Genomic DNA, 18,636 nt, shown 5'->3' with positions numbered 1-18,636 from the left:
CTGGATGACCGCTGACCTGCCGTGCAAGCGGCCGGCTGGCACGTTCACCTCGCGGCAGCCGTCCGACGTCGCGGAGCCCGCTCCGGCGACGGCATCCGGCACCCAGCGGAACGAACCAGCCGGCACCACCTCCGATGCGGGACACTGGCGGGTGTTCGCACCTGATCTCGAGGAGGCTGGATGTTCGCGCGGGTGATCACCGTCGAGACCGGCACCGAAGGGTTCGGCGACCTGGTCGAGGTTGCCGAACACCAGCTCCCGGACGCCCGGCGGCGGCCGGGGTTCCGGGGGTTCTTCCTGCTCACCGACGAGGAAACCGGGAAGCTCATGACCATCTCGCTGTGGGAGACCCGCGAGCAGATGGCGGAGGTCGCTCGAGGTACCGCGGACGGCATCCACGACCGGGGCATCGAGACGACGGGCCGCACCGCACCACGCCTCGAAACCTATGAAGTCAAGATGCAGGCCTGAGCGACCGTGCCGGGGCCTCGTGCGCCGCGGTGTTGTCCGCGGTGCGAGGTACCTCCCTGCCCGGCGGCGTCGAAACGGTAACGGTGCGGGCGCCCGCGCTGGGCCGGGCCGTCCGGGTGACTACGTTCGGGACATGCTGCTCGCCGAGGTTGCCGGGCACCGCCGGGACCTCACCTGCGGCACGCTTCGCACCGCGCGATCCGCGGGACCTGCTGCAGGGTGCGCTGACCCCCGGGCCACGGGCGTTGCTCAGCCGCGACAACGACGACCACCGAAACGTGTCCTTTGTGGACATGACCGGCCGCGGCACAGCGCGCCGCGGGTGTTCCTTCCCCGTCCCCAGGAGGCCTGTTGTCCCGCATTCCGGTCAGCGACGTCGATCTCTACACCGAGCAGGCGCGCGCCGATCCGTACCGGATCTACGCCGGGTTCCGCTCCCTCGGTCCCGTCGTGCACCTTTCCCGTCACGATCTCTACGCGTTGCCCCGCTACGACGAGGTCCGCGCCGCACTGACGGACTGGCAGACTTTCTCGTCGGCGCGCGGGGTGTTCGTGGATCCGGAGGTGAACGCCCAGCTGGAGGGGATCACGTTGTGCAGTGATCCGCCCGAGCACACCGCGATGCGCTCGGTGCTGGGACGGCCGCTGCGCCAGGACCGGATGCGCGAGGTCGCCCCGCGGATCGAGGCCGAGGCCGACCGGGTCGTCGAGCGGCTGGTCGGCAGGGGCGGGTTCGAGGTCGTCACCGAACTGGCGGAGTACCTGCCGATGACCGTGGTGTCGGATCTGGTCGGTCTTCCCGATCAGGGCCGCGAGAAGATGCTGGAGTGGGCCGAGGCGATCTGGAACACCCAGGGCCCCGCCGACGGCCGGGCCGCCGCGGCCGGCCCTGCGGTCGAGGAGTTCATGGCGTTCGCCGCCACCGGCGCCGTGCCGGGGAAAATCGATCCCGGCGGCTGGGCGGCACAGCTTTACGAGGCCGCCGACCGCGGCGAGATCCCGCAGGACAAGTGCCCGGTGATGATGCTCGACTACGTCACCCCCAGTCTCGATACGACGATCCTGGCGATCGCCAACGTGGTGGCGCTGTTCGCCGAGAACCCGGACCAGTGGAACCTGCTGCGCGAGGATCGCTCGTTGCTCCCGCATGCGATCAACGAGTCGTTGCGGCTGGAATCCCCGGTGCCCCAGTTCAGCCGGGTGCTCACTGAGGACCACGAGATCGGCGGCGTCCCGCTGTCCGCAGGCAGCCGGGTGGCACTGCTGTACGCGTCGGCGAACCGCGACGAACGCCACTACCCGGATCCGGAGCGCTTCGACATCACCCGCCGTCCCTCGGACCACCTCGCCTTCGGACGCGGCGAGCACGTGTGCCCCGGAATGCACCTCGCCCGGCTGGAAATGGGCGTACTGCTGGAAAGGCTGGCCGATCGGGTGGCCAGGTTCGAGATCAGGCAGCGCCGGCCGATGATCAACAACGGTCTGCGCGGCCTCGACTACCTGGAGGTGGCGGTCGAACCCGCGACGTGATCGGGTCACGCGGGAGACGGCGCGCCGGACGGGTCTGTGGCAGCTACTGCCAGGTGGCAGCATTAGGCTGGCGAGCCTGAACCGAGGACGGTGCCATGACACTGCGCGAGACCAAAATGGAGCGCACCCGGGAGCTGATCGCCGAAGTCGCCTTGGCGCTGTTCCGGGAGAGGGGATACGCGGACACGACCGTGGAGCAGGTCGCGGCCGCAGCCGAGGTGGGCACGCGCACGGTGTACCGCTATTACCCGACGAAGGAATCGCTCGTATTCGGCTTCTACGCGAAAATGCTCGACACCGCACGGCGCGAACTCCGGACACATCCGGACGAGACCCCCGTTCCGGAACTGCTCGGTGCCGTTCTCGACAGCGTTGTGCGTTCGCACCAGGAAAAGCCGGAGGAGATGCTGGCGGCATTTTCGCTCGCGCAGGAGACGCCGACCGTCATGGCCCACCTCGCGCATCTGCTTTACACCTGGCGACAGGATCTGGTCGCCGATATCGCCGACCGGATCGGCGGTCGATCCGTGGACCTCGTCGCGGGGCTTGCCGTGGAACAGACCGCCACCGTGTTCACCCTTGCGTTCCGGAAGTGGGCGGAGGACGGCGGACGGGCCGATTTGCGACAGCTGACGTCCACGACGTTGAAGCTGCTGCATTCGGATGCGGTGCCGCTGCCCCCCTTGCCGCACTGAACCGGCACTGAACCGGCACTGAACCGGCGCTGAGCTGGCACTGAACCGGCGCCGGGCAGGCATCCGGCAAGCGCTGACCATTCGTACCCGCAAGTGAGACGGGTATCACTGCGATCTTCGCCGTGGCGGCATGCGCCAAGTGGCACACTATGCCGTGTGGCATAAACTGCCATGACGAATCGAGTGAGGTGAAGATGGCTGCCGTAAACGCCGTGTCGACCGAGAAGGTTCCGGTGCTGATCGTGGGTGGTGCCTACACCGGGCTGAGCACCGCGCTCGGGCTGGCGTCGCGTGGTGTGACACCGATGCTGGTGGAGCGCCGGGAAACGACTGCCACGCTGCCGAAGGCCTGGGGGCTCAACGCCCGGACGCACGAACTGCTCAGCACCGTTCCGGGGGTCGCCGCGGCACTGCAGGAAGCGCAGGTCGGCTCGTACCTGCCGCAGATCAAGTCCGGCCCCAGCGTGCGCGAGGCTCAGGCGGCCGAGGCTCCGGAGGAGCTGCTCGCCAGGCACCGCATGCTGACCCCGGCGCCGCCGTGCTGGCTCCCGCAGGCGACCGTCGAGAAGATTCTCCGGGCGCAAGCCGAGGAATTGGGCGCAGACCTGCGGTTCGGCACCGAAATGGTGTCCTGGACGCAGGACGCGGACGGGGTGACCGCGGTGCTGCGCGAGGGCAGCGGCGGGCGCGAATACCCGGTCCGTGCCGACTACCTGGTCGCGGCGGACGGGTACACCAGTCCGATCCGCACCAGCCTCGGCATCGGCGTGACAGGCGGCGGCCGGATCGGCCACGTCTACGTGATCACCTTCGACGCCGACCTCGACGCCTACGTCGACAAGGACCGGTTCAGCGTGACGGGCATCCCGGGCAGCGGGATGAGCATGATCTACGACGGCATGGGCACCTACACACTGTGGGTCGACTACTTTCCCGAGCAAGGGCAGAGCGACGACGACTTCACCGAGGACCGGTGCCGGGACCGGATCCGGCGAGCCGTCGGTGATCCCGGCCTGGAGTGCCGGATCCGCAATGCCCGCCCGTTCGCACTGAACCATCAGCTCGCCGAACGGTTCCTCGCCGGCCGGGTGATCCTGGCAGGCGATGCGGCGCACGCCTGCCCGCCGGTCGGCGGGCAGGGCGGGAACCTGGCCATCCAGGACGGCTACGACCTCGCCTGGCGGCTGGCACTGGTGCTCGGCGGTCAGGCCGGTGCGGCGCTGCTGGACACCTACCAGACCGAGCGGCGCCCGGTCGTCACCATCACCCTGGACCGCGAGGTCGCCCTCCAGGAGGTGGCCGAGGGGCGCATCCTGTCCAGTTTCGACCAGACCCAGCCGGTGCCCACGCCCCGGGAGATCCTGGGATTCCGGTATCACTCCCCGGCCGTGCGCACCGAAGCCGGCGATGACCGGAGCCTCCAGGAGGACCCCGAAAACCCGACCGGACGGCCCGGCTGCCGCGCTCCGCACGTGCGCCTCGAGCGGGACGGGCGGACGCTGTCCACGCACGACCTGTTCGGACCCGGTTTCGTGCTGCTCACCGATGCGGAAGGGACCGGGTGGGCCGAGGCCGCGGCCGAGGTCGCCCGGCACCTCGGCATCACGCTGACCGCGCACCGGATCGGCGACCGGCTCCACGACGTCGAGGGCGGCTGGCGCCGGCGCTACGGAATCGAGCCCGCAGGTGCCGTCCTCGTCCGCCCGGACGCGGTCATCGCCTGGCGGAGCCGGACCGCCGCAGCCGGTCCGGAACACGAACTCGAACGGGCACTGAAGGCGATCCTCGCGCGTTGACCCGGTGCACGACCCGGGACCGGGCCGGCGAAGCTGCCCCGGCCCAGCTCAGAAAGGACGAAACATCCATGCCACTGACCAAAGTCCGCCTCGGTGAGCTGACGTTCGACGTCGCCGATTCCGGCCCCGCCGACGGACCCGTGGTCGTGCTGCTGCACGGCTTTCCGCAATCCCACCACTGCTGGGACCAGGTCGCCGAAGAACTCAACGCCAACGGATACCGCACGATCGCACCCGATCAGCGTGGCTACTCGCCGGGTGCGCGCCCGGCGGCGGTCCGCGACTACGAGATCCCGCTGCTGGTGGCCGACGTGATCGGCCTCCTCGACGCACTCGGTGTGCACAAGGCCCACATCGTCGGCCACGACTGGGGTGCGATCGTGGCCTGGCACCTCGCCGTCCGCCATCCCGAGCGCACGCAGACCCTCACCGCAGTGTCCGTGCCACATCCGGCCGCGTTCACCTGGGCCCGCAACCATGACCCCGACCAGCAAAAGCGCTCCGGATACATCGACCTGTTCCGCCGCGAGGGCGAAGCCGAGGACGCGCTGCTCGGTGCCGAGTCCGGCCTGCGCGCCGCCTTCGTGCCACCGCTCACCGAGGCGCAGGCCGCACCGCACGTCGCACTGCTGTCCACGCGCGCCGCGTTGACCGCAGCGCTGAACTGGTACCGGGCAATGACCGACGAAACCGGTGAGCTGGGGCCCTCCACGGTGCCGACCACTTACGTCTGGAGCACCGAAGACCAGGCGCTGGGCCGGGCCGGGGCGGAGCGCTGCGCACAGCACGTCACCGGAACGTACCGATTCGTCCAGCTCGACGGGATCACCCACTGGATCCCCGAGCAGGCACCGGAAGCCGTCACCCGGGAGATCCTGGCCCGCGCAGCCTCGGCACAGTAGCGGGAGTGCAGCTCCGCCGTCGCCGGCCGGTCCGCACCCCGGCGCGACAACGCGGGTTCACCTCGCGTCGATGCCGGCCAGTCTCAGGTAGGCGTCACCGATCTGTTGTGCCTGGGCCGACGCCTGCTGTGGGTTTTCCGCGACGATTTCCGCGGCGCGGGCGACGATTCCGGTCACTGCGCGGGAGAAATCCGCCGGTGCCACGGCGGGATCGGCCAGTCCGGCCGCCACCAGCCGCTCGACGAACTTCGCGTTGCGGCGCTCGACGCGGGCGAGGATCTCCCTGCGCAGTGTCCGGACCGCCGGGTCGGCCAGTGCCTGGTGGGCGATCACGGTGAGCATGCCGTGGTGGCGGACCCAGGCGGCGAGGAAGGCGGTGACGCCCTCGCGCGCGGTGCGCTCCGGCGAGCTGGTGTCGACCCGTTCCTGCAGATCGAGGAACTCGCGCCGGACCCGGTCCGCGACGGCACGGAAAACGTCGTCCTTGGAGGTGAAGTAGGCGTAGACGGTCGGGCGGGTCACCCCTGCCTCGACGGCGAGGACGGTGATCGTGGTCCCTTCGTAGCCGTGTGCGCAGAAGGCGGCTTCGGCGACATCGAGGAGCCGATCGCGCTTGTCCTCGGCAGTCCGCGTCCGGCCGCCCAGCCCGATACTTGACACGAATGTAAAGTAGCACACATGGCCCTTCCTCCGGTCGAGCAACGGACCCTGCGTGCTGCCTACGACCGTGCCCTTGCCGAGGTGCCCGACGAGCTCGCCCAGCTCGACCGGGCCGCTCGCTACACCACGGCCGAGAGCCACGACCGCTCGCTGCGGATCGCGGCCGGATTCGGCGCACTCGGCGTCGCGCGTCAGGAACCGGTCGCCGCACTGCTGGACAATTCGCTCGACGCCGCGCACGTGTGGTCCGGTCTCGGGCTCGGCGGGATGGTCGAGGTGCCGGTCAACACCGCCTACCAGGGCGCGTTCCTGGCCCACGTGCTCAACGATTCGGCGGCGGCGACGCTGGTGGTCGACGAGTCCTATGTGGAGCGAATCGCGCGGATTGCCGGCGAGCTCACTGCGTTGCGCACGCTGGTCGTGCGCGGTGACACCGCGGCCGCCGACGGGCTCGGCCTGCGCGTGGTCGCCTTCGACGAGCTGACCGCGGCGGACCCGGCGCCCGCGGCGCCGGTCGGTGCGGGCGAACTGATGGCCTACATGTACACCTCCGGCACGACCGGGCGGTCGAAGGGCGTTCTGGTCACCCACGCACACGCCTACACCTACGGTTCGCGGGAGGACCAGGAACGGCCGAGCCGCGGCGACCGCCTGCTGGTCACCTTGCCGATGTTCCACCTGACCGGTCTCTGGTACGGCGTCTACCAGGGGATCATCCACCGTTGCCCGGTCGTGCTGGAGCCTTCGTTCTCGGTCCGCCGGTTCTGGCCGGTGATCCGGGAGCACGGCATCACCGTCACCGTGCTGCTCGGGGCGATGGCCGAGCTGCTCCAGCAGGCCGCGCCGTCCCCGGACGACGCCGGGAATCCGCTCGAACTGGCCGTGATGGCGCCGTTGGCCAGTGACGTGGCCGGGTTCCGCGATCGGTTCGGCCTCGACCTGGCCGCCGTCTACGGGATGAGCGAGATCGGTGTGGTGCTGAACGGGCCGCCGGACACCGTGCTCGGCGGTGAATGCGGATTCGCCCGCGACGGCTACACCTTGCGGCTGGTGGACGAATCGGGCACGGACGTGTCGACGGGTGAGGTCGGCGAACTGTGGGTGCGGCCCGACGACCCGCGGCTGGTGATGCAGGGCTACCACGGGCTGCCGGAGAAAACCGCGGAGTCCCTGGTCGAGGGCTGGGTGCACACCGGTGACGCGTTCCGCCAGGACGGCGAGGGCCGCTACTACTTCGCCGACCGGATGAAGGACGCGTTGCGCCGCCGGGGTGAGAACGTCTCCAGCTTCGAGGTGGAGCGGGTGCTCAACGAACACCCCGACGTGTACGAGAGTGCCGTCGTCGCAGTGCCTTCCGAGCTCACCGAGGACGACATCAAGGCCGTCGTGGTGCCGCGGCCGGGCCGGACGATCGATCCACGGGAGCTCACCGGGTTCCTGATCGACCGGCTGCCCTACTTCATGGTGCCGCGTTACCTGGACTTCCTGCCCGAACTGCCGAAGACCCCCACCCAGAAGGTGCACAAGCACGTGCTGCGTGAGTCCGGAACGACCGGCTGGGACCGCGAGGCGGCCGGGATCTTCGTCCGCCGCGACGGTTCCGGGAGCCCGCGGTGAAACTGCTCGTCGCCAACCGGGGCGAGATCGCGGTCCGCATTGTCGAAACCGCCGCGGTGCGGGGGATCGCCACCGTTGCCGTGCATCCCGACGACGACGCCGACTGCCTGCACGTCACCCGGGCTGAGGAGGCGCTGCGGCTGCCGGGCACCGGGGCGGCGGCGTACCTGGATGTCGCGGAGATCGTGGGAGCGGCGGTGAAGAGCGGCTGCGACGCACTGCATCCCGGTTACGGGTTCCTGTCGGAGAACCCCGCGCTGGCCGCGGCCTGCGCCGAGCACGGGATCGCGTTCGTGGGTCCGTCGGTGGCCGCACTGGAGCTGTTCGGGGACAAGTCCGCGGCCCGGGAAAGGGCCCGGCAACTCGGAATTCCGGTGCTGGACGGGACCGACGGGCCTACCGGTCTCGGGTCCGCGCGCGCGTTCATGGCCGAGCACGGCGCGGTCATGGTGAAGGCGCTCGCCGGCGGCGGCGGACGCGGGATGCGCCCGGTGACCACCCTCGACGCGCTCGCCGACACGATGCGCGAGTGCTCGTCCGAAGCGCGGGCCGCGTTCGGCGACGGAGCGGTGTACCTCGAGCGGTACCTGCCCCACGCCCGGCACGTCGAGGTGCAGATCGTCGGCGACGGGGAGCATGTGCTCGCGGTGGGCGACCGGGACTGCAGCGCGCAGCGGCGCCGGCAGAAACTCGTCGAGATCGCTCCGGCGCCGGAGCTGCCTGATCGCGCGCGGCTGCACGACATGGCGGTGCGGCTGGTCGGGGCGTACTCCGGGCTGGCGACCGTCGAGTTCCTGGTGTCCGGTGCCGAGGTGGCTTTTCTTGAGGTCAACCCGAGGATCCAGGTGGAGCACACGGTCACCGAGGAGGTCACGGGGCTGGATCTGGTGGAGGTCGGCCTGCGGATCGCGGGCGGGGAGCGGCTCGCCGCGCTCGGGTTGACCGAGCCGCCCGCCGCCACCGGGACCGCCGTGCAGGTTCGGGTGAACACCGAGACGATCGGCGCGGACGGCACCGTGGTGGCGCAGGCAGGCAAGCTCACGCGCTTCCGTCCGCCCACCGGCCGCGGCCTGCGGGTGGACACCCATGGCTACGACGGCTACGAGGTCAGCCCGCGTTACGACTCGTTGCTGGCGAAGGTCATCGCTACCGGTCCGGATCTCGCGACGGCCGCGCGGCGCGCCGGGCGCGCCCTGACTGAGCTCTTCGTCGACGGTGTCGTGACCAACACCGGACTGCTGCGTGCGTTGCTCGACCGGCCGGAACTCGGCGGCATGGACACCGGGTTCGTCGATGCCCACCTCGCCGAGCTTTGTGCGCAGGCAGGCGATGCCGTCACTGCACCGTTGACGGGCACCGACGTGGACGCACCCGAGGGCGCCGAACCGGTCCGCTCGCCCCAGCACGCGGTGGTCGTCGCGGTCCCGGTCGCCGAGGGAGACGTTGTTGCCGCGGGGACCGAACTGGTTGTCGTGGAGGCGATGAAGATGCAGCACGCGGTGCGCAGCGAGCGCGCCGGGATCATCGCGGCGCTGCCGGTCGCCGTCGGGGATGCGGTGGCGCCCGGCGCTGCGCTGGCGTGGCTGCGTGATTCCGCGGCTGCGCAGGAGCTGGCTGCGCAGGATGTCGCACCCGATCCCGGCCACATCCGCGCCGACCTCGCCGAGAGCATCGAACGGCATCGGGTCGGACTCGACGACGCCCGGCCCGAGATCGTCGGGCGCACGCATGCGAAAGGCCGGCGGACCGTCCGGGAGAATCTCGCGGACCTGCTCGATCCCGGCAGCCTGGTCGAATACGGCGCGTTGACGATCGCGGCGCAGCGTCGACGGCGCAGCGTCGAGGACCTCATCGCCCGCACCCCGGCGGACGGCCTGATCACCGGCACCGGCACCGTCGACGGGCAGCCGGTGGCCGTGCTCGCCTACGACTATTCGGTGCTGGCCGGCACACAAGGGATCCACAACCACGCCAAGACCGATCGGCTCTACACACTCGCCTTGCGCGAACGGCTGCCGCTGGTGGTCTTCGCCGAGGGCGGCGGCGGGCGTCCCGGCGACACCGACACGTCGGCCGTGGCTCAGCTCGACGTGCCGTCCTTCCGGCTCGCGGCGCAGCTCAACGGAACTGTCCCGACGATCGCCGTGGTGTCGGGCTACTGCTTCGCGGGCAACGCCGCACTGGCGGGTGCCTGCGACACGATCATCGCCACCGAAGGCAGCAGCCTCGGCATGGGCGGGCCCGCGATGATCGAAGGTGGCGGACTCGGCGTGGTTGCGGCCGGCGACGTCGGCCCGATGGACGTGCAGTGGGCCAACGGCGTGGTCGACGTCCTCGTCCCCGACGACGCCGCTGCCGTCGCAGCGACCCGGCGCCACCTCGGGTACTTTGCCGGCCCGCAGGACGGGGGTGCGCACGCGGATCAGCGCACGCTTCGCCATCTGGTCCCGGAGAACCGCTTGCGTTCCTACGCCGTGCGGCCGGTGCTCGAAACGCTGTTCGACACCGGCTCGGTGCTGGAGCTGCGCGGTGGTTTCGGCGCCGGGATCGTCACCGCGCTGGCCCGGATCGACGGACGGCCGGTCGGGGTGCTCGCCAGCAATCCGGAGCACCTGGGCGGCGCGATCGACGGTGACGGCGCGGACAAGGCCGCCCGGTTCCTGCAGCTGTGCCAATCCTGGCAGATCCCGGTCGTCTCGCTCTGCGACACCCCCGGGTTCATGGTCGGGCCGGACGCCGAGCGCACCGCGACCGTCCGCCGGTTCGGCGCGATGTTCGTCGCGGGTGCCCGGCTGAGTGTGCCGCTGGTGACGGTCGTGCTGCGCAAGGGCTACGGGCTCGGCGCGATGGCGATGGCAGGCGGCGACCTCAAGACCCCGGCGCTGACCGTCGCCTGGCCGTCCGGGGAGTTCGGCGGCATGGGCCTGGAGGGAGCCGTCCGGCTGGGCTACCGCAAGGAACTCGAAGCAATCGACGACCCCGCCGCCCGCCGCGCCCGCTACGACGAACTCATCGAGAGCTACTACGAGGCAGGCAAGGCGATCAGCGTCGCTTCGGTGTTCGAAGTGGACGATGTGATCGACCCGGCCGAAACCCGCTCCGTGCTCCGGCGGGTGCTGGCCAGGCGGTAGGTGACGGAGCGGCTTTCAGGGCGACAAGCGCAGATCACGCACGCCTCGGCAGACGTGGCCGCCTGGATCGCCAAGACCGCCCCCGGCTGCTACCGGAAACCCACCTACCGAGACCTGGCCCCAGCGTCCAGCCGGCGTTGTTGTGCCACGGCCAGGATGCGGCCGCGCCTGCGGTACCAGCCGAGGACGAGCAGTACGACGAGCACGGCCAGTACCACCATGGTGTAGGTCCCGGTCGGGTAGTCGCAGGCGATCAGGATCAGCACGGCGGCGAGGAAGGCAAGCGTCAGCCACGCCGTGCCGGGGGCGCCGAACAGCCGGAAGGCGGGACGCGGCAGCCTGCCCTGCCGTGCCCAGCGGCGCAGCCGCATCTGGCACAGCACGATGGTCGCCCAGCTGCTGATGACGCCGAGCGAGGTGGCGTTGAGCGCGATTTCGAAGGCCTGTGAGGGGGCGACGTAGTTCAGCACGACGCCGAGCAGCCCGATCACTCCGGTGAGCAGGATGCCGCCGTAGGGCACGCCGCGCCGGTTCATCCGGCCGAATGCGGGCGGGGCGGCGCCGGAGTGCGAGAGCGAATGCAGGATGCGGCCGGTGGAGTACAGGCCGGCGTTCAGGCTGGAAAGGACGGCGGTCAGTACGACGAAGTTCATCACCGTGCCGGCCACCGCACTGACCCGCGGTCCGCCGAAGTGGCTGAAGAACGTGACGAACGGGCTCTCGCTCGCCGAGTACCGGCCCGAGGGCAGCAGCAATGCCAGCAGCAGCACGGATCCGCAGTAGAAGACGGCAATGCGCACGATGGTGCTGTTGATCGCGCGGGGCATCACCTTCTGCAGGTTCGAGGTCTCGCCGGCGGCGATACCGAGCAGCTCGATGCCGGCGTAGGCGAGGACGACGCCCTGGGTCAGCACCAGTGCCGCGCCGACGGTGGCGGCACCGCCGGGCAGCAGGCCGCCGTTGGCGTTGAGCATCGCGATCCCGGTCGGGCCGGCATCCGTGGGCCAGCCTGCCGCCAGCACGACGATGCCGATGATCAGGAACACCACCAGTGCGCCGACCTTGACCAGCGCGAACCAGAACTCCGCCTCGCCGAAGATCCGCACCGAGATCAGGTTCAGCCCGACCACGAGCGGAAGTGCGATCAGCGACAGAACCCATTGCGGGACAGCGGAGAACGCGGACCAGTACTTCACGTACAGGGCCACCGCGGTGCAGTCCACGATCGCGGTCATCGACCAGTGGAAGAAGTACATCCAGCCGGTCACGAACGCCATCTTCTCGCCGTAGAACTCGCGGGCGTAGGAGACGAACGAGCCGCTGGACGAACGATGCAGCACCAGTTCACCCAGTGCGCGCAGCACCAGGAAGGCGAAGAAGCCGCACACCGCGTAGATCACCACCAGGAACGGGCCGCCCTGGTGCAACCGCCCTCCCGCGCCGAGGAACAGACCGGTGCCGATGGCGCCGCCGATCGCGATCATCTGCACGTGGCGTGCGGTCAGCCCGCTGCGGTATCCGGACTGCTCCCGGGCGAAGTCGTCGCCGGAGCCGGCCGGTTCGGCACCGGGCTGCGGTGCGCCACCGGTCTCCTCGTGCGAGGTCGTCATGGGCGTTCCTTCCGTTCATTCGGAAAAGCCGGACCCGGTTGCCTGCCGGGTTCCGCAACGCGCAGGTGCGACCGGAACGTCTCCGGCAGGGCGAGCAGGCAACCGCAGCTGAGGGCACAGGAACCGAGCAGATAGATCGTCACGCCGGCGAGGCCGAGAGAAGAGGCGACCAGAGTCGTGGCGACGAACGGGGCGAGTGCGCCGCCGAAGATGCCGGCGAGCTGGAAGCTGAACGAGGCGCCGGTGTAGCGCTCCTGGGTGCGGAAGAGTTCGGGGTAGAGCGAGCCCATGATGCCCCAGGTGCCGGCGTGGCCGAGGCCGAGCGCGACGGCGAAGGCGAGGATCACCAGTGCCGGTGATCCGGAGCCGACGAGCGGGAAGAACACGAACGACCAGAGGGCGAACACGGCAAGGCCGCCGAGGAACACCTTCTTCCGGCCGATCCGGTCGGAAAGCGCACCCATCAACGGGATCAGCACGATCTCGCAGGCGGCACCCACCGCGAGCGCAGTGATGCCGACGTTCGTCCGCAGGTGCAGGTTCGCCGTCAGATAACTGAGGCTGTAGGTCGCGAAGGTGTAATAGGCGACGTCCACGCCGATGCGCGAACCGGCTGCCAGCAACAGGTTCTTCGTGTCGTGACGGAACAGGGACAGCAGCGGGAAACGGGCGGTCTGCCCCTCCTGCTTGATTTTCCGGAATGCCGGGCTGTCGGAGACGGTCAGCCGCAGCACGACGCCGATCAGGAGCAGCACCGCACCGGCAAGGAACGGGATGCGCCAGCCCCACTGGAGGAAGGCATCCCCGCTGACCGCGGCGGCCAGGGCCATCATCCCGCTGGCACACAGGTTTGCGGCGGGGCTGCCGATCTGCGGCAGGGATCCCCAGAGCCCGCGGCGGCGCTCGCCCGCGTGTTCGGTGGTGAGCAGTACTCCGCCACCCCATTCGCCGCCGAGCGCAACCCCTTGGACGATGCGGAACAGCACGAGCAGCAGTGGCGCGGCAGGGCCGATGGTGTCCGCAGCCGGGATGAGTCCGATCAGGACGGTGGCGGCCCCCATCATCAGCAGGGTCACCAGCAGCGAGGTCTTCCGGCCGTAACGATCGCCGAAATGCCCGAAGACCAGTGCGCCGACCGGGCGGAGCACGAACGATGCCGCGAAGGTCGCGAACGACTCCATTGCGCCCACGAACGGTGTGGCGTGCGGGAAGAACACCGACGGGAAGACCACGGCGGCGCTCGTCGCGAAGATGTTGTAGTCGTACCACTCGACAACCGAGCCGATGGTGCTCGAGGCGAGGACACCGGCCATCCGGTGTCGTGGCGGAGCCTGTGCGGTGACGGTGATTCTGCTGTTCATGGTGCGACTTCCTCGTCGGTACCGGCCGGCTCGAACCCGGGAAAACCGGGGGTTCACAAGAAATTGATCAGCCGCTCGAGGTCCGAACGGTCGTTGTAGAGGTGCAGACTGGCGCGCACCGTGCCGCGCCGGAGCGAGACGCGGACGCCGTGTGCGGCCAGGCGCGCGACCAGCGCTTCGGGATCAGGCGCGGCGAACGACACGATCCCCGACTGTGCGCGGCCGAGCGACGGCGACATGCCCGCTCCGGGGAGGGCGCGGGTGAGCTCGTCGGCCAGGCCGAGCACATGACGCTCGATCTCCGCGATCCCGGCCTCCTCGAGCAGCGAGAGGGAGGCGTCGAAGGCGAACAGCCCGGCGAAGTTGTGGTTGCCGACCTCGAAACGGGCCGCGGATTCGAGGACCGCGGCGTTTTCGAAGTCGCCGAGGTCGGATTCGTGCAGGCCCGCGCGGTCGACGCCGGCGACGGAGAGGAACGGCGGCCGCAGCCGGTGGAACCACTCCGCACGGCAGTACAGGACACCGAGTCCGTACATGCCGAGCAAGCCCTTCTGGGTTGCGGCGGCCAGTGCGTCGACACCGTCGCGGTGCACGTCGATGTCCACCACGCCGAGTGCCTGGGCGGCGTCGACGAGGAAGAACACGCCGTGCTCGTGACAGACGCGGGCGATGGCGGCCAGGTCCGGTCGTGCGCCGGTCCAGGAGGACACCGCGGAGAGTGTCACGAGGCGAGTGCTCCGGTCGATGACGGCGGCGATGTCCTCGGGCCGGACCACCCCGTCCGGACCGACCGGCACGGTGCGCACCGAGACACCCCGGTCACGCAGATGCACCCACGGGTACACGTTGTTGGCATGTTCGAATTCCGGGCTCACCAGGATGCTGTCGCCGGGGGCGAGCCGCAGCGCGGCGCCGATCGAGTTCAGCCCGTCGGAGGTGTTCTTCATGAAGGCGACCTCCGCGGTATCCGCGCCGAGGAAGGCCGCGGTGCGCGCACGGAGCTGCTCGACGCGGGCGAACCACGCCTCCTTGTCGGCACCGCGGGTGCGGCAGACCTCCAGGTAGTCGAGCATCGCGCGGTGGACGCGGTCGGCCATCGGCGCTCGCCCGGCGACGTCGAGGTACGTCATCCGTTCGAGCACCCGGAATTCGCGCCGGGCGCGCTGGAAGGCCGTGGTTTCGCCGAGGGTCGTGCTCATCGCGGCGCCTCCCCGTAGCCGGCGCCTCCTGGTGTCTCGACGCGCAGCACGTCACCGGCGTGCAGCAGCACGTCCCGCGCTATCCGTGGCAACTCGGTCTCCGTCTCTTCTCCGGGGTTCAGCACGAAATGGCCGGGCGCACCGTCTTCGCCGCCGTGCACACCGCGCGCGGGCTCCACGTGGCGCTCACCGGTCAGGCTGATCTGTGCGGTATCGGACAGAATCCGATAGTCGCGACGGATGCCCCGGCCGCCGCGTCGCTGTCCGTCGCCGCCCGAACCGTCGCGTAGTTCGTAGCGCTCCACCCGCAACGGGAAAGCCCGTTCGAGTGCTTCCACCGGCAGGTTCGCCGCACCGGAGGCATAGACGCGTACCGCGTCGAGTCCATCGTGGACAGCCGTCGCACCCAGTGCACCGGCGATGGTCTCGTAGTTGACGAAGTAGTCGTCGGTGCGTTCGTCGAGCCCGGCGAACACCACGAGCTGGTGCGGACCGGAGCCGGCGACCATGCGGTCGGGAGCCGCGAGCGAGAGCACGCCCGCGATCGCGTCGGCGAGCACACCGCAGCTGAGCGCGCGGGCGCCGACCGGCGCGGGCTCGACCGGGTGCACGATCGTGCCCTCCGGCGCGACGATCTCGACGCTGCGGTAGAAGCCGTCGTTGGTCGCGATGGCGGGATCGAGCAGAGTCTTGACCACGCAGAACACGGTGGCGGCGAGCGCGTGGTACGGGATGTTGCGTGCGTAGGGCAGCTGGCGGCCGGAGCCGGTGAAATCGAAGGACAGCCTGCCGTCGCGCACTTCCAGCCGGACGTGGATCCGCAGCGGGGTGCCGTCCGGCAGCGGGTCCAGGTATTCGTCGTGCTCGTGGCTGCCCGGCCCGATTTCCGCGTAGCGGGCGCGAATGCGCCGCTCGGTCGCCTGCAGGAGCGCGTCGACGCAGTCCTGCAGAAGGTCCGGGCCGTAGCGCCGGTCGAGTTCGGCGAGCCGCTCCTGCCCGACCCGGTTGGCCGCGATCTGGGCGCGCAGGTCACCGCCGCGGTCGCCGGGGACGCGCGAGTTGAGGGAGACGATCGCGATCACGTCCTCGACCACCCGCCCGGCGTCCACGAGCTTGACCGGCGGCAGCCGCAGCCCTTCTTGGAACACCTCACGGCAGTCGGCGGATTCACTGCCGGCGACCGTGCCGCCGACGTCCGAATGGTGTGCGGTGCTCGCCGCGTAGCCGATCAGCCTGCCGCCGGAAAAGATCGGGGCGACCACGTTGACGTCCGGCAGATGCGAGCCGCCGCCGTGGTAGGGGTCGTTGGCCACGAACATGTCGCCGGGGCGCAGCGTCTCGGCGGGGAAGCGCTCGTGCGCGGCACGCACGGAACCGAGCAGCGAGCCCATGTGCAGCGGCAAGCGCTGGGACTGCGCGAGTACGCGCCCCTGCGCGTCGAACAGACCGGTGGAGCAGTCCCCGCGCTCGCGGATGTTCGGCGAGTAGGCCGTGCGCATGAGCGCGCCGCTCATCTCCTCGGTGATGGCGAACAAGGCGCTGCCGATCACTTCGGTGGTGATCGGGTCGGGCCCGGTGGCGGTCATCGTGCCTCCTCGATGATCAGGTTCGAGAACTCGTCGATGCGGGCGGTCTGGCCGGGCAGGACGACGGTCGTGGCGTCCAGCTGCCCGACGATCGCCGCGCCGGAGCAGCTCCAGCCGGCCGGGAGCGTCTCGCGGCGGTAGACCGCAGCCGACGTCCAAGCGCCGTCCACGAAGATGTCGCGCACCGCCGGGACCGGGTCGCCCGCGGGCGAGGGCGGTGCACTCCACGAGCGCTCGGCGGGCGCGATCACGGTGAGCCGCACGGCCACGACCCGCACCGGCTCGCCGGGCTGCGCGTAGCCGTAGCGTTCTTCGTAACGGCGGTGGAAGTCGGCGACCGCCTGCCGCAGGGACTCCACGCCCGGTTCACCCTCGAACGGCACCGCGAGAGCGTGGCTTTGGTTGGCGTAGTGCAGGTCGATGTGCCGCTCGGTGATCACCGCACCGGTGACCGACTCGGTGTGGGCCCACTCCGCGGCGCGCTCGTCGAGACGCTTGTAGGCGGCGGTGACGTCGGAAAGTCCGGCCTCGGTGGACTCTGCCACGCAGGTGGCGCCGAAGTCGCCGCGCACGTCGGCGCTCAGCGCGCCATAGGCGCACAGGATGCCGGGCGCCGGCGGTACGAGCACGCGGCGGATACCGAGTTCGCGGGCGAGAGCCGAGGCGTGCAGCGGTCCGGCGCCGCCGTACGGGACGAGGGTGAACTCGCGCGGATCGGTGCCACGGGCGACCGAGACGGCGCGCACGGCACGGACGAGATCGGCTTGCAGGACACGGAGAACGCCGTCGGCGGCGGCGACCGCGTCGAGGCCGAGCTGTCCGCCCACCTCGGCCTCGAGCTGCCGCGTTGCGGCGGGCGTGTCGACGCGCAGGGTGCCGGCCAGCGGAGCGTCCGGATGCAGGTAGCCGAGCACGCAATCGGCGTCGGTGACGGTGGGGCGAATGCCACCGCGGCCGTAGGCGACCGGTCCGGGGGCGGCGCCGGCGCTGCGTGGCCCGACTTTCAGCAACCCGCCGTCATCGACCCAGGCGATGGATCCGCCGCCGGAGCCGACCGAGACGACGTCGGCCATCGCTCCCATGATCGGACGGCCGTCCATCTCCCGTTCGTGCCGGATCGGGATCCGCCCGTCGCGCACCAGGCAGACGTCGGTGCTGGTGCCGCCCATGTCGAAGGTGATGAGGTCGCGGACCCCGGCTTCGGTGGCCAGCTGGACGGCGCCGAGCACGCCTGCGCTCGGCCCGGAGAACAGGGTGGAGACCGGGAGTTCGCCGGTCGTCGTGGTGGATGCGAGGCCTCCGTTGGACTGCACGACGCGCACCGGCGGGGCGATGCCTGCCGCGGCGACGCGATCGGAAAGGCGGCCGAGGTAGCGGCGCATCACCGGCACGAGAGACGCGTTGACCACGGTCGTGCTGAAGCGCTCGTATTCGCGGTATTCGGGGTGCACGGCGCTGGACACCGAGACGGGAACGCCGGGGAGTGCCCGGTGCAGGAACCGGCGGACCTCCTCCTCGTGTGTGCCGTTGGTGTAGGAGTGCAGGAGGCACACCGCGATCGCATCGACCTCTGCCTCGCGCAGCGCGGCGACCGCCGCTTCGAGACTTTCTTCGTCCACCGGGGAAACTTCTGTGCCGTCGACGGCCACTCGGCCGCCGACCTCGAAACGCAGCTCCCGCGGGACGACCGGCTCGGGTTTGCGTACCGACATGTCGTACAGCTGCGGCCTCCGCTGCCGGGCGAGCTCGAGCACGTCGCGGAAACCGGTGGTGGTCAGCAGTGCGGTGCGGGCCGTCGCTCCCTCGAGCACCGCGTTGACCGCGACGGTCGTGCCGTGGTTGAAGCAGCTGATCGCGTCGTGCGGGACGCCGTGTTCGGCGAGCAGGCCGAGGACGCCGGTGAGGATCGCCGAGGAGGGATCTGCCTTGCTGGAGGGGACCTTGCGGACGGCGACGAGGCCTCGCCGCTCGTCCACCAGCGCGACGTCGGTGAACGTTCCTCCGGTGTCTACTCCGACCCGCCACGACATGCGCTCTCCTCTTCGAGACGTTGATGCCGAGGAGGCTAGCCAGCCGAC

At 70.3% G+C, this 18,636-nt stretch carries 13 protein-coding genes; 7 read left to right on the top strand and 6 right to left on the bottom strand.

The genetic code is table 11. From position 1 onward, the window contains the following. The first annotated feature begins 180 nt into the window (after positions 1–180). From ABD793_RS15405 to ABD793_RS15385, 5 genes are all read left to right on the top strand, one after another. On the top strand, positions 181–471 hold the full coding sequence (locus tag ABD793_RS15405; protein ID WP_344860278.1) for an antibiotic biosynthesis monooxygenase family protein: 291 nt from the start codon (positions 181–183) through the stop codon (positions 469–471). 351 nt (positions 472–822) lie between these two features. Continuing rightward, a complete protein-coding gene (locus ABD793_RS15400) occupies positions 823–2,001 on the top strand; it encodes a cytochrome P450 (protein WP_344860274.1) in 1,179 nt (392 codons plus the stop codon). Between the two features lie 95 nt (positions 2,002–2,096). Further along, positions 2,097–2,696 (top strand): TetR/AcrR family transcriptional regulator, encoded by a 600-nt coding sequence (locus ABD793_RS15395; protein ID WP_344860271.1) that lies wholly within the window; start codon positions 2,097–2,099, stop codon positions 2,694–2,696. 194 nt (positions 2,697–2,890) lie between these two features. Further along, positions 2,891–4,492, top strand: a complete 1,602-nt coding sequence (locus ABD793_RS15390) for an FAD-dependent monooxygenase (protein ID WP_344860269.1) — start codon at positions 2,891–2,893, stop codon at positions 4,490–4,492. A gap of 68 nt (positions 4,493–4,560) precedes the next feature. Continuing rightward, on the top strand, positions 4,561–5,394 hold the full coding sequence (locus tag ABD793_RS15385) for an alpha/beta fold hydrolase (RefSeq protein WP_344860266.1): 834 nt from the start codon (positions 4,561–4,563) through the stop codon (positions 5,392–5,394). Between the two features lie 57 nt (positions 5,395–5,451). On the opposite strand, the gene ABD793_RS15380 is transcribed toward ABD793_RS15385, so the two are convergent. Beyond that, a complete protein-coding gene (locus ABD793_RS15380; protein ID WP_344860264.1) occupies positions 5,452–6,054 on the bottom strand; it encodes a TetR/AcrR family transcriptional regulator in 603 nt (200 codons plus the stop codon). An 18-nt stretch (positions 6,055–6,072) separates the two neighbouring features. Here ABD793_RS15380 and ABD793_RS15375 point away from each other — a divergent pair, with 18 nt between their 5' ends. Together ABD793_RS15375 and ABD793_RS15370 are read left to right on the top strand one after the other, a co-directional pair. Then, positions 6,073–7,671 carry an AMP-binding protein gene (locus tag ABD793_RS15375; protein WP_344860260.1) on the top strand — a complete coding sequence of 533 codons (1,599 nt, stop codon included), beginning with the start codon at positions 6,073–6,075 and terminating at the stop codon, positions 7,669–7,671. Then, positions 7,668–10,802 carry an acetyl-CoA carboxylase family protein gene (locus ABD793_RS15370; RefSeq protein ID WP_344860258.1) on the top strand — a complete coding sequence of 1,045 codons (3,135 nt, stop codon included), beginning with the start codon at positions 7,668–7,670 and terminating at the stop codon, positions 10,800–10,802. Before ABD793_RS15375 ends, ABD793_RS15370 begins: the two co-directional genes overlap by 4 nt. A 104-nt stretch (positions 10,803–10,906) precedes the next feature. Here ABD793_RS15370 and ABD793_RS15365 read toward each other — a convergent pair whose 3' ends face one another. Genes ABD793_RS15365 through ABD793_RS15345 form a run of 5 tightly spaced genes read right to left on the bottom strand, consistent with a single transcriptional unit; the run spans position 10,907 to position 18,588 of the window. Beyond that, positions 10,907–12,412: an amino acid permease gene (locus ABD793_RS15365; RefSeq protein WP_344860256.1), complete on the bottom strand. Its 1,506-nt coding sequence runs from the start codon at positions 12,410–12,412 to the stop codon at positions 10,907–10,909. Beyond that, positions 12,409–13,773: an MFS transporter gene (locus ABD793_RS15360; protein ID WP_344860254.1), complete on the bottom strand. Its 1,365-nt coding sequence runs from the start codon at positions 13,771–13,773 to the stop codon at positions 12,409–12,411. The genes ABD793_RS15365 and ABD793_RS15360 overlap by 4 nt, the downstream gene beginning before the upstream one ends. A gap of 53 nt (positions 13,774–13,826) precedes the next feature. Next, entirely contained in the window at positions 13,827–14,972 is a 1,146-nt protein-coding gene (locus ABD793_RS15355) for an aminotransferase class V-fold PLP-dependent enzyme (RefSeq protein WP_344860251.1), read from the bottom strand. Further along, positions 14,969–16,558, bottom strand: a complete 1,590-nt coding sequence (locus tag ABD793_RS15350) for a hydantoinase B/oxoprolinase family protein (RefSeq protein ID WP_344860249.1) — start codon at positions 16,556–16,558, stop codon at positions 14,969–14,971. Before ABD793_RS15350 ends, ABD793_RS15355 begins: the two co-directional genes overlap by 4 nt. Continuing rightward, a complete protein-coding gene (locus ABD793_RS15345) occupies positions 16,555–18,588 on the bottom strand; it encodes a hydantoinase/oxoprolinase family protein (protein WP_344860247.1) in 2,034 nt (677 codons plus the stop codon). Before ABD793_RS15345 ends, ABD793_RS15350 begins: the two co-directional genes overlap by 4 nt. Positions 18,589–18,636: the final 48 nt, after the last annotated feature.

The organism is Amycolatopsis ultiminotia (genome assembly GCF_039536925.1).
GTDB lineage: Bacteria > Actinomycetota > Actinomycetes > Mycobacteriales > Pseudonocardiaceae > Amycolatopsis > Amycolatopsis ultiminotia.
The sequence above is the reverse complement of the archived record's forward strand: the minus strand, read 5'-3'. Positions and strand labels throughout refer to the sequence as shown.